Annotated in this window: 14 protein-coding genes; 6 read left to right on the top strand and 8 right to left on the bottom strand. The window is 71.1% G+C overall.

Translation table 11 applies throughout. The features are described from left to right. Window positions 1-94 precede the first annotated feature (94 nt). The gene (locus tag FVS66_RS25875) at window positions 95-1,357 is read right to left on the bottom strand and encodes a helix-turn-helix domain-containing protein (RefSeq protein WP_149183634.1); all 1,263 of its coding nucleotides are present in this window, start codon (window positions 1,355-1,357) and stop codon (window positions 95-97) included. A gap of 204 nt (window positions 1,358-1,561) precedes the next feature. Next, window positions 1,562-1,804 carry a winged helix-turn-helix domain-containing protein gene (locus FVS66_RS25880; protein ID WP_149183635.1) on the bottom strand — a complete coding sequence of 81 codons (243 nt, stop codon included), beginning with the start codon at window positions 1,802-1,804 and terminating at the stop codon, window positions 1,562-1,564. A 151-nt stretch (window positions 1,805-1,955) separates the two neighbouring features. Here FVS66_RS25880 and FVS66_RS36625 point away from each other — a divergent pair, with 151 nt between their 5' ends. From FVS66_RS36625 to FVS66_RS25895, 4 genes are read left to right on the top strand one after another with little or no spacing between them, the layout of a single operon-like run. Further along, window positions 1,956-2,141 carry a hypothetical protein gene (locus tag FVS66_RS36625; protein WP_316248218.1) on the top strand — a complete coding sequence of 62 codons (186 nt, stop codon included), beginning with the start codon at window positions 1,956-1,958 and terminating at the stop codon, window positions 2,139-2,141. Further along, complete coding sequence (locus tag FVS66_RS36630) at window positions 2,142-2,306, top strand: hypothetical protein (protein ID WP_316248219.1); 165 nt, start codon at window positions 2,142-2,144, stop codon at window positions 2,304-2,306. Next, window positions 2,303-2,671, top strand: a complete 369-nt coding sequence (locus tag FVS66_RS25890) for a hypothetical protein (protein WP_149183636.1) — start codon at window positions 2,303-2,305, stop codon at window positions 2,669-2,671. Before FVS66_RS36630 ends, FVS66_RS25890 begins: the two co-directional genes overlap by 4 nt. Further along, entirely contained in the window at window positions 2,668-2,886 is a 219-nt protein-coding gene (locus FVS66_RS25895) for a hypothetical protein (protein ID WP_149183637.1), read from the top strand. The genes FVS66_RS25890 and FVS66_RS25895 overlap by 4 nt, the downstream gene beginning before the upstream one ends. 389 nt (window positions 2,887-3,275) lie before the next feature. Here the strand turns inward: FVS66_RS25895 and FVS66_RS25900 are convergent, their stop codons facing one another. Beyond that, the gene (locus FVS66_RS25900) at window positions 3,276-4,244 is read right to left on the bottom strand and encodes a LysR family transcriptional regulator (protein ID WP_149183638.1); all 969 of its coding nucleotides are present in this window, start codon (window positions 4,242-4,244) and stop codon (window positions 3,276-3,278) included. Window positions 4,245-4,343: 99 nt separating this feature from the next. Here FVS66_RS25900 and FVS66_RS25905 point away from each other — a divergent pair, with 99 nt between their 5' ends. Further along, the gene (locus tag FVS66_RS25905; protein ID WP_149183639.1) at window positions 4,344-5,537 is read left to right on the top strand and encodes a peptidase M6; all 1,194 of its coding nucleotides are present in this window, start codon (window positions 4,344-4,346) and stop codon (window positions 5,535-5,537) included. 69 nt (window positions 5,538-5,606) lie between these two features. Here FVS66_RS25905 and FVS66_RS25910 read toward each other — a convergent pair whose 3' ends face one another. The 5 genes from FVS66_RS25910 to FVS66_RS25930 are packed head-to-tail and all read right to left on the bottom strand — an operon-like array spanning window position 5,607 to window position 11,259. Next, the gene (locus FVS66_RS25910; RefSeq protein WP_149183640.1) at window positions 5,607-6,587 is read right to left on the bottom strand and encodes an ABC transporter ATP-binding protein; all 981 of its coding nucleotides are present in this window, start codon (window positions 6,585-6,587) and stop codon (window positions 5,607-5,609) included. Next, the gene (locus tag FVS66_RS25915; RefSeq protein WP_149183641.1) at window positions 6,584-7,588 is read right to left on the bottom strand and encodes an ABC transporter ATP-binding protein; all 1,005 of its coding nucleotides are present in this window, start codon (window positions 7,586-7,588) and stop codon (window positions 6,584-6,586) included. Before FVS66_RS25915 ends, FVS66_RS25910 begins: the two co-directional genes overlap by 4 nt. Next, window positions 7,588-8,574 carry an ABC transporter permease gene (locus FVS66_RS25920; RefSeq protein ID WP_149183642.1) on the bottom strand — a complete coding sequence of 329 codons (987 nt, stop codon included), beginning with the start codon at window positions 8,572-8,574 and terminating at the stop codon, window positions 7,588-7,590. The genes FVS66_RS25915 and FVS66_RS25920 overlap by 1 nt, the downstream gene beginning before the upstream one ends. Beyond that, window positions 8,571-9,497, bottom strand: coding sequence for an ABC transporter permease (locus tag FVS66_RS25925; RefSeq protein WP_149183643.1), 927 nt, complete (start codon window positions 9,495-9,497; stop codon window positions 8,571-8,573). Before FVS66_RS25925 ends, FVS66_RS25920 begins: the two co-directional genes overlap by 4 nt. A gap of 13 nt (window positions 9,498-9,510) precedes the next feature. Next, complete coding sequence (locus FVS66_RS25930) at window positions 9,511-11,259, bottom strand: ABC transporter substrate-binding protein (protein ID WP_149183644.1); 1,749 nt, start codon at window positions 11,257-11,259, stop codon at window positions 9,511-9,513. Window positions 11,260-11,463: 204 nt separating this feature from the next. Here FVS66_RS25930 and FVS66_RS25935 point away from each other — a divergent pair, with 204 nt between their 5' ends. Beyond that, window positions 11,464-12,621: an FAD-binding oxidoreductase gene (locus FVS66_RS25935; RefSeq protein WP_149183645.1), complete on the top strand. Its 1,158-nt coding sequence runs from the start codon at window positions 11,464-11,466 to the stop codon at window positions 12,619-12,621. Window positions 12,622-12,657: the final 36 nt, after the last annotated feature.

The following is a 12,657-nucleotide window of genomic DNA, read 5'->3' on the forward strand; positions in this document are numbered from 1 at the left end:
CCGGTCTGTCGACCGAGTCGGCCTGACCGGTCACACCTTCCCGGTGTCGAATGCGCGTAGGCCCACCCTTTGGGTCGGGGAACATCCACGCAGGTCAGCGGCCTAGTGTCTCGCGTTCGGTCACGAGGTGGCCGTGTTCCCGCAGTAGCGCGCCGACTTCCGGCACGTCTGTGTAGTCGAGCAGTCGCCGGAGTACGGTGCGGGAGCGTTCGGCGGTGCGGTCGCTGGTCATGTCGACGGACGCGGTGATCACCTGCTGTGCCGTGTCGGCGGCCTGCTCGGGTTCGTTGGCATCGGCCAGGGCGACGGCGAGCCACGACCGATAGAGGGCGAGTTCTCGCGCGTGGGTGGCGTCGTACCGGGCGAGCACGTCAGTGAGGAGCGGCACGGCGCGCAGCGGTCGGCGCAGTTGGGTGTAGACGCGGGCGTCCATCACGTCGAGTTCTTCGCCGCACACCCAGTAGGCCCACTGGGGTGCCTCGGGGCCGTGGTCGTCGGTGAGCGCGTCGTGCGCCTGCCCCAGGGCGCGCATGGCCGGTTGCGGCTCGCCCGCGCGGGTGTGGGCCCATGCGGTGCGGTCGTGGAACAGAGCGCGGGTCTTCGCGGGAGCGTCCGCCCCGGCTTCGTCCAGGGCGGCTTGTGCCAGGGTGACGGCGTCGCGTTCGCGGCCGGTGTTGGACCACTGGTAAGCGAGCGATCCGGCAAGATTCGCGGTCAAGGGGCGGTCGCCGGCTTGGCGGGCGGCGGAGATGCCGAGTCGGTAGGCGTGTTCGGCGTCGTCGTGGCGTCCGGCGTCGCTGGCGATCCATCCTGCGATCTGGGCGAGTTCCCCGATCCGTACGTGCAGCGCGCGCCTCACGTCGTCGGCGTGGGTGTGCTCGCGGTAGAGGCGTACGGCGGCCCGCAGTTCGCGGAACGCGGGCCCGATGAGATCTCCGCCGGTCAGTACGTCGTCTGCGAGCCGTAACCCGTGGACGCGACCGGCCAAGGCGGTTACGGCGTCGGCGCCGAGACGGCGCCCGGTTCGGCCCGGGGCTGGGGTGAGCGGGTCGCCGTCGGGGAGGAGCGCCGCAAGGGTGGCGGTCGGCCCCGGTGGCGGGGTATCGGTCTCGCCCCGGGCGTAGGCGGCGGCGCGCTCCAGCTCGACAAGATCGGAGTCCAGGGCACGGGCGAGGAACGGCAGCCACGAGTCAGGGACTCGTCCGCCGCGTTCCCAGCGGGACACCTCGTTGCGGGTGACCGACTGGACCCCGGAGAGCGCGCACAGGTCGGCCGCCAACTGCGGCTGACTCTTGTTCGCGGCGCGGCGTAGGCGTACGAGGTGGACCCCGAAGGATCGCCTGCGCTCATTGTCCACTGCTGGCCCCCTCCTGCGGCTGCCCTGGCCCCTTGCTGGACCCCTGCCCGGCTCCTCCGATCATGCAACGCAGAAGCGTTGGATGGGTGACGATGAGCAAACAGAGAGCTACTGGGGCAGCACGGGGCGAGCGTTGCGCGTTCTCGGCGGACTCGCCACTCTCGGGTGCGGCTGCGGACGGCAGGGCCGTTCCCCGCCCTCCTGCTACTCGGACGGCTTGGGTAGCTCGCGGACGAAGGTCCCCACCCCCGGGTGCATCTGCGCGAGACCCGCAGTCCGTAGCTCCGTCAACACACGTCGTGCGGTCATCTGTGCGATGCCGAACTCACCCTGAATCGCCAGAACGCCCGGCAACTGTGAGCCGGGGGGATAGGTCCCGTCCGTGATCCGCCCCTCAATGACTGCGTAGACCTGCTTCCAACGCGGTACGTCCGGCTCCCATTCCATGCCCAGGACGCTAAGCGGCGCTATCAGGATGAGCGAGACGAGTTCGCCTGTATCACCTAGCGACCCTAGCTAGCTAGGTCTACTCTCTGCACGAAAGACCCCGGCGGCCTGGCAGGGCCCCGGGGCGTGGCCAACAGCTTTCAAGGAGCTGATGACAGTGGGCATTATCCATGCCTTCCTTCGCTTTGTGCTGGGCGTGCTCGCGCCCGGTTCCGGCAAGCGCCGGGCCGACACCCATCCCACCGTGGCGGGCCCCGCCGCGCAGCCCCAGACCACCCCCCGGACCGGCGCGCGACCGCTTCCGGCGCACCGGTCCCCGTACGGGCTGCCCAAGTAGTTGGACGGCGCCACGATCGCCATGGTCCGCCCGTACCTGATCGCTCACGAGCGGCGGCAGGAGCGTCTGCGTCAGCGGCGGCGGTGCCTCACGCTCGTGCTCGCGGCGGACCTCGGCATCGACCTTGACACGCGGGTCCTGCACGGGGCGGAGGTGGCCCGGTGAGCGCGAACCTGAAGAGGGTCGAGCCGCTGGACACGGTCCCGTGCGGGGTGCGGCGCCCGGGGTGGGAGCGTCAGGGGCCCGGTCGTCACCGCCTGCCGTGCGTCCTGCCGGGCGGGCACGAGGGTGAGCACCGGAGCGCGTTCCGGCAGACGTGGGCGGCCCCCGACGGGCGGGCGGTGCGGAAGCCGGTCCGTATGTGCGTGCGCTGCCAGCACATCACGGACACGCCCATCATCGTGGCGGAGATCCACTCTGCGAGCGGTCCGGGGTTCAACGTCTACTGCTGCCCGACGTGCGCCCGGTACTACTGCGCTCACCCCGAGCGCCGGCCCGGTTGGCCCGGCAACGAGGACGGGACCCTGTGAGCGCGCCGCGCACGGTCACGGACACGTGGGCGGAGATGGACCGGACCGGGAAGTCCGGGGCGTGCGCGCTCGGTGAGTGCGGCTACTGCACTCCGCTGGAGGTGTACGTGGTGCCGCGCGGGCGGCCGGTGGTCGGCCCTCCCGCTGTCTCGATCAGGTGCGCGTGCGCGTGCCACAAGGGCCGTCCCGTCCGGCGGAAGGTCATCACCGTGTAGACCGGCCGCCCGTCATGCCGGGCCCGGAGGCCAGCGGTCCTCTTCTCCATCGGACTGCGGTGGGCGGCCGACTGTCTCGTCGAGGCGGACAACGACCTTCCTCGCCTCGAGCGAGAACCGGATTCCCGGCCACACCACGTCCACGATCGCGCGCCGGGCTGCCGGCTAGGCGAATACGAAGACGCAGATGAGCAGCACGGCGAGAAGGGCGAACGTCTCCCACCGGGTCGCACGCCTGAGCGCCCTCAGCGACAGAGGTCTCCCGGACCGGGAGGCAGTTGATCGGCTGGGGGTGTCATCGCACGTGTTGTCGCTCATCCCGAAATGTTATCCCCGTTGCGTCTGTGCCCAGGTCCTCTCGTTGGTCCTCGCTGCGGCCGGCGGCGGGCTCAGGTCGCCGCCGGCCCTGTCGCTTGCGGATGTCGTGCGCGCCAGCGCGCGTACGCGGGGGCGGCGGCGCAGGTGTCCTGGTGGCCGGTGGAGGCCCGGCGGAGGATGTCGTCGCTGTGGGGCGCGAGCGGGCCGTCTGCGTGCCAGGCCAGCACGTGCCGGTACCAGAGCGGGTTCCCTGTCAGAGGGCGTACGGCGGTGCCCGGGACCTCGATGAAGGTGGCCTGGCAGAGGCTGACCGCCAGACCCGCGCGGACCAGCTCGATCAGTGGGCGCCCCTCCGCCTCGTACGGGGAGAACGGGTGGCGCTCGCCTGCCGCGCAGACGGACGACCAGTACTCGCGGGTCCGGTCGCCGTCGGGTCGGGGCACGGCCCAGTCCTCGTCCAGGAGTGCGGCCAGCGGGACCTCTTCCCGCTCCGCCAGCGGGTGAGCGGCGGGCAGTAGGGCGAAGACCGGTTCGGTGGCGAGGGGGTGGAGCACCACGCCGTCGCGGTGCGGCAGCCGCTGGTCGGGGTGGTCGCCGAGCACCGCCGCCTCCAGCCGGTCCGCCACCAGCTCGTCGAGCAGGGTGACGGGGGAGTGCTGGCAGCGCGTCGTCACCTGGGCGTTCGGCAGCACGGCCTTGACGGCCAGGACGAGTTGGCCGAGAAGCGGCGCACCGACCGAGCCGATGCGGACACGGTGACAGGCCGACATGCGGCGGGCCGTCCGCGCGGCGTCGGCGATCAGGCCGTCGATGCCGGGTAGGACCGAGCGGGCCCGGTCGAGCACCAGCTCCCCGAAGGGGGTGGCGACGGCTCCCTCCTGCCGTCGGTGGAACAGGACTCCGCCCAGCATGGACTCGATACGGCGCAGTTGGGCGCTGAGCCCGGGCTGGGTCATCCCGAGCAAGGTGGCGGCGCGGGTGAGGCTGCCTGCCTCGGCGATCGCGCACACCACGCGTAGATGGCGTACCTCCAGGTCCATGGCGCGGATGTTATGGGCCGACGACAGCTTTCGGACACCCCCGCGCAACCTCAAGCTATGTGAAATGTCACACGTCACCCATCGAGAGGTAGTGATCGCGTGAGAGCGCGCCTTTCCCTCCGTTCCCTGCGCGCCGTGCTCTGGGCGCCCCTGCTCGCGGCTCTGCTGCTGCTCCTGCCCGGCACCTCCCCGGCGGCCCGCGCGGCCACGGACCCCGTCTCCGCCTGCGCCCTGAAGGGCACCACCGGCTGGATGGACGAGGGGCACGACACGGACTGGTCCGTGTTCAAGCGCCCCGCGGGAACTGTCCCGGTCGGCATGATCTTCGTCGACTTCCCCGACGCGCCCGCCACCGAAGCCCCCGCAGACGACGCCGCGCGGCTCACGCCGGGCGCCGACTGGCTCTGGAACGCCTCGTACGGCAAGGCATGGCTCGCCATCAGCCAGCACCGGCAGTGGGCGCGGATGCCGCGCAACTCCACCGACTACGGCTTCGCGCGCGGACTGACCCACGAGACCCACGAGGCGTACATCAAGGACGCGGTCGCGGCGGCCGACCCGTACGTCGACTTCTCGCGATACGAGATGGTGTACGTCGTCGCGACGCGGAACGCCTCGGCGATCTCCTTCACGCCCACCTACGTCTACGATCCCGGGACGGCGGGCGTCCGCGCCGACGGCACCCTGCTCAAGTGGGCCGTGACCTTCGGCCAGGACATGTGGCACTGGGGGCCCAAGCTGGTGGCCCACGAGACCGGCCATGCCTTCGGACTGCCCGACCTGTACGGCTTCACCGGCACCGACGCCCATCGCTTCGTAGCCGGCTGGGACGTGATGGGGCTCATCGGCGGACCCGGGTCGCAGTTCTTGGCCTGGCACTCCTGGAAGCTCGGCTGGACCGCGGACAGTCAGGTCGTCTGCCGCGCCTCGGCGGGCAGTGACACCGTGTCCCTCACCGCGGTCGAGTATGGCAGCGGCACGAAGATGGCGGTGATCCGCACCGGCCCCGGTACCGCGTACGTCGTGGAGTCGAGACGGGCGATCCAGGCGGACAGCGGCGCCTGCTCGACCGGCGCGCTGGTCTACAGGGTGGACACCTCCGTCCCGACCGGTCAGGGTCCGGTCCGGGTCATCGACGCGAAGCCGAACGCCACTCCGGCGACCGGCTGCCGTCCCCTGGACGACGCCCCCTTCTGGACGGGGGAGTCGTTCACCGACGCGACCGCCGGCGTCCGTATCGAGGTGCTCGGCGCCGACGGGTACGGGGAGACCGTTCGCGTCACCAAGTGGTAGCCCGGCAGTGACGGGTGTGCCCCGGGACCGATCGGTCCCGGGGCACACCCGTACGCCGGCCCTCCGCCGTCAGGAGCTCTCGGGGAAGTGGCAGGCGACCCGGCGGGCCTCGCCCGGGGCGTCGATCCGCAGAAGCGGGGCTTCGGTACGGCAGATCGCCTGCGCCTTCGGGCAGCGCGGGTGGAAGGTGCAGCCGGGCGGGGGAGCGGCCGGGCTCGGCGGGTCGCCGAGCAGGGTGATCCGTTCCCGGGTCCGCTCGGCGACCGGGTCGGGCAGGGGCACGGCGGAGAGCAGGGCCCGCGTGTAGGGGTGCGCGGGGGCCGCGTACACCCGTTCCTTGTCCCCGATCTCGACGATCCGGCCCAGATACATCACGGCGACCCGGTCGCAGACCCGCTTCACGACGGAGAGGTCGTGGGCGATGAAGAGGTAGGCGAGGCCGAGTTCGCGCTGGAGGCGCTCCATCAGGTTGACGATCTGGGCCTGGACGGAGACGTCGAGGGCGGAGACCGGTTCGTCGGCGACGACGAGCCGGGGGCTGGTGGCCAGGGCGCGGGCGATGCCGATGCGCTGGGCCTGACCGCCGGAGAACTCGTGCGGGTAGCGGTCGATGTGTTCCGGGATGAGCCCGACCAGTTCCATCAGCTCCTCCGCTCGCTTGCGCGCGTCGGCCGCCGAACTGCCCTGCACCAGCAGCGGATCGGAGATGATCCGGGCCACCGTCTGCCGCGGGTTGAGGGAGGAGTGCGGGTCCTGGAAGAGCATCTGGAGGTCCTTCCGGAGCGGCTTCAGCTCGCGCTGCGACAGATGCCCGATGTCACGGCCGTCGTAGAGGACGGACCCTGCGGACGGCTCCAGGAGGCGGACGATCGTGCGCCCGCTGGTGGACTTGCCGCAGCCCGACTCGCCCACCAGGCCCAGCGTCTCGCCGGCCGCGATGTCGAAGCTGACGCCGTCGACGGCCCGGATCGGGGCGGCGCGCCGTCGCCCGGGATAGGTGGTCGTCAGCTCTCGTACGGAGAGGAGGGGTTCGGCCTTCGTGGGCTTCATGGGGCGACGCCTTCGTACGCGGGGAAGTGGCAGGCGACCGGGTGCCCGGCAGGTCCGCCGAGCGCGGGGCGCTCGGTATCGCAGTGGGAGCGCTCGTCGTCCCGGGCCCCCGCGGCCCGTGGACAGCGAGGGGCGAACGCGCACCCGGGAGCGGGGGCGAGCAGGGACGGCGGGCTGCCGGGGATCGCCCGCAGCGGGGCGTCGTCGTGGTCGTCGAGGCGCGGCAGGGAGTCGAGCAGTCCTCGGGTGTACGGGTGGGCCGGTGTGGCGAACAGGGCGTCCACCGGGGCCTGTTCGGCGGCCCTGCCGCCGTACATCACCAGGACGTCGTGGGCCACCCGGGCGATGACCCCGAGATCGTGCGTGATCATCACGACGGCGAGCCCGCGCTCCTCCTGGATCCGGGCGATCAATTCCAGGATCTGGGCCTGGACGGTGACGTCGAGGGCCGTGGTCGGCTCGTCGGCGATGAGGAGTTCCGGTTCGCAGGCGAGCGCCATCGCGATCATCACGCGCTGGCGCATGCCGCCGGAGAACTGGTGCGGGTATTCGCAGGCCCGGCGCCGCGGCTCGGGGATGCCGACCTCGGCGAGTGCCTCGACGGCCCGTTCCCGTGCGGCCATGCGGCCGCTGCCGAAGTGCACCCGGTGGTGCTCGGCGATCTGCTCCCCGACGGTGTAGTACGGGTGCAGGCTGGAGAGCGGGTCCTGGAAGATCATCGCCATCTTCCGGCCTCGTAGCCGGTTCAGCTCGCGCTCGGGCAGGCCGACGAGTTCCTGGCCGGCCAGGGTGATGGAGCCGGTGACCTCGGCGCCGGTGTGCAGACCGAGCACGGCGAGTGAGGTGACGGACTTGCCGGAGCCGGACTCGCCGACGATGCCGAGGGTCCGGCCGTGCCAGACGTCGAAGGAGAGGGCGTCCACGGCCCGGACGGGGCCGCGCGGTGTCGGGAAAGTGACGGTGAGGTCCCGCACCGAGAGCAGCGGTGGGGTGTCGGTCATCAGTACCTCACTCGCGGGTCGACGACGGCGTACAGGAGGTCGACGGCCAGGTTGGCGACGACGATGAAGGTGGCGGCGAGCAGGGTGACGCCGAGGATGACCGGCTGGTCGCCGGTGGACAGCGCGCCGTAGAAGAGCCGCCCGATGCCGGGCAGTCCGAAGATGGACTCGGTGATGACGGCGCCCGCGAGCAGGCCGCCGAGGTCCATGCCGAAGATGGTGAGGATCGGCGTCATCCCGGCCCGCAGACCGTGCTTGACGACCACGGTGCGGCGTGGCAGGCCCTTGGCGCGGGCGGTGCGGATGTACGGCTCCGCCATGGTCTCGATCATCGAACTGCGGCTCTGCCGCGCGTACATGGCCGCGTACAGGATCGCCAGCGCCAGCCAGGGCAGCAGCAGGTTCGACGCCCAGCCGAGCGGGTCGGAGCCGAAGGGCGTGTACTGCGGATAGGGCAGCAGCCCGGCCACCCGGATCAGGCCGTTGATCAGCATGACCGAGGTGAAGTAGACCGGCAGGGAGGCGGCGGCGACCGCCCCGACCATGAGGACGCGGTCGGTCAGGGTGTCCTTGCGCAGCGCCGCCGCGACGCCCGCGGAGAGTCCGAGGAGCAGCCAGATCGCGGCGGCGCCGAGGGCGAGCGAGGCGGAGACCGGGAGCCGGTCGACGAGGAGGTCCCACACGCCCTGGCTGTTCTCGTACGAGTAGCCGAGGCAGGGGAAGCCGCAGTGCAGGGCGTACTGGCCGCTGCCCATGGTGCGGCCGGTGAAGATACCGGTGGCGAAGTCGGCGAATTGCCGCCACAGCGGCTGGTCCAGGCCCATGTGGGTCCGGATCGCCTCCAGGCGCTCCGCGCTGCACGACTTGCCGCAGGCAGCGGCGGCCGGGTCGGAGGGCAAGACGTAGAAGATGGTGAAGGTGACCGCGGCGATGGCGACGAGGACGCCGACGACGCCGAGCAGCCGGCGGCCGAGGTAGAGGATCACTTGCGGCTTCCCCTCGGGTCGAGGATGTCGCGCAGCGCGTCGCCGAGCAGGGTGAAGGCGAGCACGGTGAGGAAGAGGCAGAGGCTCGGGACGATGAAGTACATGGGGTCCGTGTCGTAGAAGGCGACGCTCTCGGCGATCATCTGCCCCCACGACGGCGTGGGGGGACGGACGCCGACGCCGAGGTAGCTGAGGGCGGCCTCGGTGGTGATCATCCCCGGGATGATCAGGGTCGTGTAGGCGATGACCGGCCCGGCGACGCCCGGGAGGATGTCCCGGGTGAGGATGCGCCAAGCGCCCGATCCGCCGACGCGGGCCGCGTCGACGTACTCGCGGTGCTTGAGCGACAGGGTCTGGCCACGGACGACGCGGGCGATGCCGGGCCAGCCGAACAGGCCGATGACCAGGGTCATGAGCACGATCCGGTTGACGTCCCGGGCCACCGACATCATGGCGATCATGAAGATGAGGGACGGGAAGGACATGGTCAGGTCCATCAGGCGGGAGAGCACGGTGTCGGTGCGGCCGCCGAAGTAGCCGGCCGCGATCCCGGCCGCCACGCCGGCGACCACGGCGATCGCGGTGGCGGCGAAGGCGATGAACAGGGACACCTGGGCGCCGTGCACGACCCGGGCGAACAGGTCGCGGCCGGTGACGGGTTCGACGCCGAGCCAGTGCTCGGAGCTGACCCCGCCGAGCGGGCCGATCGGGAGGCCGCCGAGGTAGGGGTCGACGGCCGTCTTGTCGAACTCGTCGGGGCCCCAGCCGCCCAGCGCGCTGAGCAGCGGGGCGGCCACGGCCATGACCACGAAGAGCGTGATCACGGCGAGGGACATCTTCACGGAGGGTCGGCGGTGAAGCTCCGCGCGGGCGAGCTGCCAGGGACCGCTGCCCGCGCGCGGGGGCGGGGAAACAGTGGGCATGACTGGCCGGCCCTCAGTTCGCGCTCGCGGCAGGGTTCTTGAGTCCGACCGTCGCGTAGTCGATCTGCCCGCCGAAGGAGGTGTGGCCGAAGGCCCCGGCGATGTTGGTGCCGATCAGCAGCGGCATGCGCTCGACCACCGCGGGCGCGGTCGGGGCCTTGGCGAGGATCTGGCCGTCGAGTTCCTGCCATGCCTTGTCGGCCTCCTTCGCGTCGGCCATGGCGGCGATCTCGTCCATGCGCTTCATGGTGGGATCGTCGCGGAAGAGCGAGTGGTTGCCGGAGTTGCCCTTCTCCTTGATGTAGCGGCCGTCGAAGACGAACGGCAGGAAGGTGGAGCCGGAGGGGTAGTCGGGGCACCAGCCCGTGTAGACGAGGTCGGTGCGGTTCTTGGTGTCGCCGATCGTGTCGTAGAAGGCGGAGGGGTCGACCGTCTCGATGGTCACCTTGATCCCGGCGCGGCCCAGCGACTGCTGGATCGCCTCGGCGACCCCCTTGTCGCCGTTGGACACGGTGATGCTGGTGGCGAAGCCGCCGGGCTTGCCGGCCTCCTTCAGGAGCTGCTCGGCCTTGTCGACGTCACCGGTCAGCGGGATCTTGAGGGTGTCGGGCTGCTGGCCGCCGTCGAAGAGGGAGCCGGGCATCAGGGCGGAGGCCGGGTCGTTGAGGGCCGGGCCGCCGGAGGCGGTCAGGATCGCCTCCCGGTCGAGCGCGTACTGCACGGCCTGGCGGACCTTGACGTTGTCGAAAGGCGCGCGGCCCGTGTGCATCTGCACCATCTCGGTGCAGTTGCTGGACTCGGCGAGCAGCCGCGCCTTGACGTCGGGCTTGGTGAGCACCTTCGGGGTGGACTCGGGACGCAGCTTGCCCCAGGACACGGCCGACGCGTCCGCGCCGGAACTGGCGATGAGCCGGTCGTCGATCTGGTTGGCCTTCAGCCCCATGGTCACGACGATCCGGTCCGGGTACGCCTTGCGGACCTGGTCCGTCGCCGGGTCCCAGTGGGTGTTGCGCACCAGTACGAGCTGCTTGTCGCGGGCGTACGACTCGATCTTGTACGGGCCCGAGGAGAACGGGCGGTTGTCGTACTGCGGGCCCTTGTCCTGGGCCTTGGGCACCGGGGCGAAGGTGGGCAGGACCGTGGCGTAGGGGAACTCGGCGAAGGGCTTGCGCAGCTCGAAGACGATCGTGTGGTCGTCGGGGGTCTTGATGGAGTCCAGGTGCTTGCCCTGGGCCGGACCCTGGTAGCCCTCGGCGCCGGCGAGGTAGCGGGCGGCGTAGTCGGGGCCGCCGGGCAGGTCGGGCGAGAAGGACCGCTCGACGTTGTACTTGACGTCCTGGGCGGTGATGGGCGTGCCGTCCTCGTACTTCAGACCCTTCTTCAGTCGGAAGGTCCAGGTCTTCGCCCCGTTGGAGGCGGTGCCGAGGTCCTCGGCGAGGTCGGGCACCAGCTCGCCGCCCTTCGGGCCCGGTTCGGCCTTGTAGGTGACGAGGGTCCGGTAGAGCAGCCGGGTGCCGAAGTCCATGCCACCCATGACCCAGTTGCGAGCCGGGTCGAGATGGGTGAAGTCCTGGTTGGACAGCACGGTCAGCGTGCCGCCCTTCTGCGGAGTCCCGCCGACCATCGTGCCGTTGTTGGCGGTCACGGGGCTCTTGCCGGCCCGGTCGCCGCTTGCCTTGTCGCCGCCGGAGCACGCGGTGGCGCCGAGGGCGAGGGTGGCTGCCAGGGCGGTGGCGAGGGTGGTGTACGTGCGCTTGTCCATCAGTGGGTCACTCCGAGAGCAGTCGGACAGCCACCCGAGTGGCTGGAATGTGACCTGTAACATAGTAATGTGAAATTGCACTGCACAAGGTGCCGAGTTCGCCGTTACCTATCCGTGTCCGTGTGGCGCCTCGGTGAGAGCTCCGGCCGCGTGGTCCCGGCCGGAGCTCTTGGCAAGCGCTATGCAATGTGAAATATTACTGCCGTGCTCACGAGAAACACCTCGGACGTCATCGTCATCGGTGCCGGCGTGATCGGTGCGGCCTGCGCCTTCTATGCTGCCCGAGCCGGCCTCGCTGTCACCGTCGTCGACCGCGGCTCCGTCGCGGGCGGTACGACCGGTGCGGGGGAGGGCAATCTTCTGGTCTCCGACAAGGGGCCGGGTCCCGAGCTCGAACTCGCCCTGCTCTCCACCAGGTTGTGGCGGGATCTCGCCGGACTCCTGCCGGAGGAGATCGAGTACGAGCCCAAGGGCGGCCTCGTCGTCGCCTCCGGCGAGGCCGGGATGCGCGCCCTGCACGACTTCGCGGCCGGACAGGAGGAGGCGGGCGTCACCGCCCAGGAGGTGTCGGCGGACCGTATCCGTGAACTGGAGCCCCGCCTGGCCCACGGCCTGCCCGGTGGTTTCCTCTATCCCCAGGACGCCCAGGTCATGCCCGCGCTCGCCGCCGCCCACCTGCTGCGCGCGGCTGGAGAGCGGGTACGCGTCCGGCTCGGTGAAGAGGTCGTCGGCCTGCTCAGCGGCTCTGCCGGGGAGGTGTCCGGGGTGCGTACGACGGCCGGGGAGATCCACGCGCCGCACGTCGTGAACGCGGCCGGGACCTGGGGCGGCCAACTCGCGCGGTTCGCGGGGGTGGAGCTGCCCGTGCTGCCCCGGCGGGGCTTCGTCCTGGTCACCGAGCCGCTGCCGCGTGTGGTGCGTCACAAGGTGTACGCGGCCGACTATGTCGCGGACGTGGCCAGCGGGTCGGCGGCGCTGCAGACCTCGGCGGTGGTCGAGGGCACCCCGGCGGGTCCGGTCCTGATCGGAGCGAGCCGGGAGCGGGTCGGCTTCGACCGGACGCTCTCCACCGAGGTCGTGCGTCGCCTCGCCGCCGGGGCCACCGCGCTGTTCCCGGTCCTGGCCACCGTACGGGCGATGCGGACCTACGCAGGCTTCCGGCCGTACCTGCCGGATCATCTGCCGGCGATCGGACCCGACCCGCGGGTCCCCGGACTCCTGCACGCCTGTGGGCACGAAGGGGCGGGGATCGGACTGGCGCCGGCGACCGGGCTGATCATCGCGGCCTGCCTGGCCGGCGGGGAACCGCCCGTCGACATAAGGCCGTTCAGACCGGAGCGATTCGATCCGCCCGCGCCGTGAGCCCGTCTCACGTCACGAGTCGCACGTACAACCCGA

This window comes from Streptomyces sp. TRM49041, assembly GCF_008271805.1.
Classification (GTDB): Bacteria; Actinomycetota; Actinomycetes; order Streptomycetales; family Streptomycetaceae; genus Streptomyces.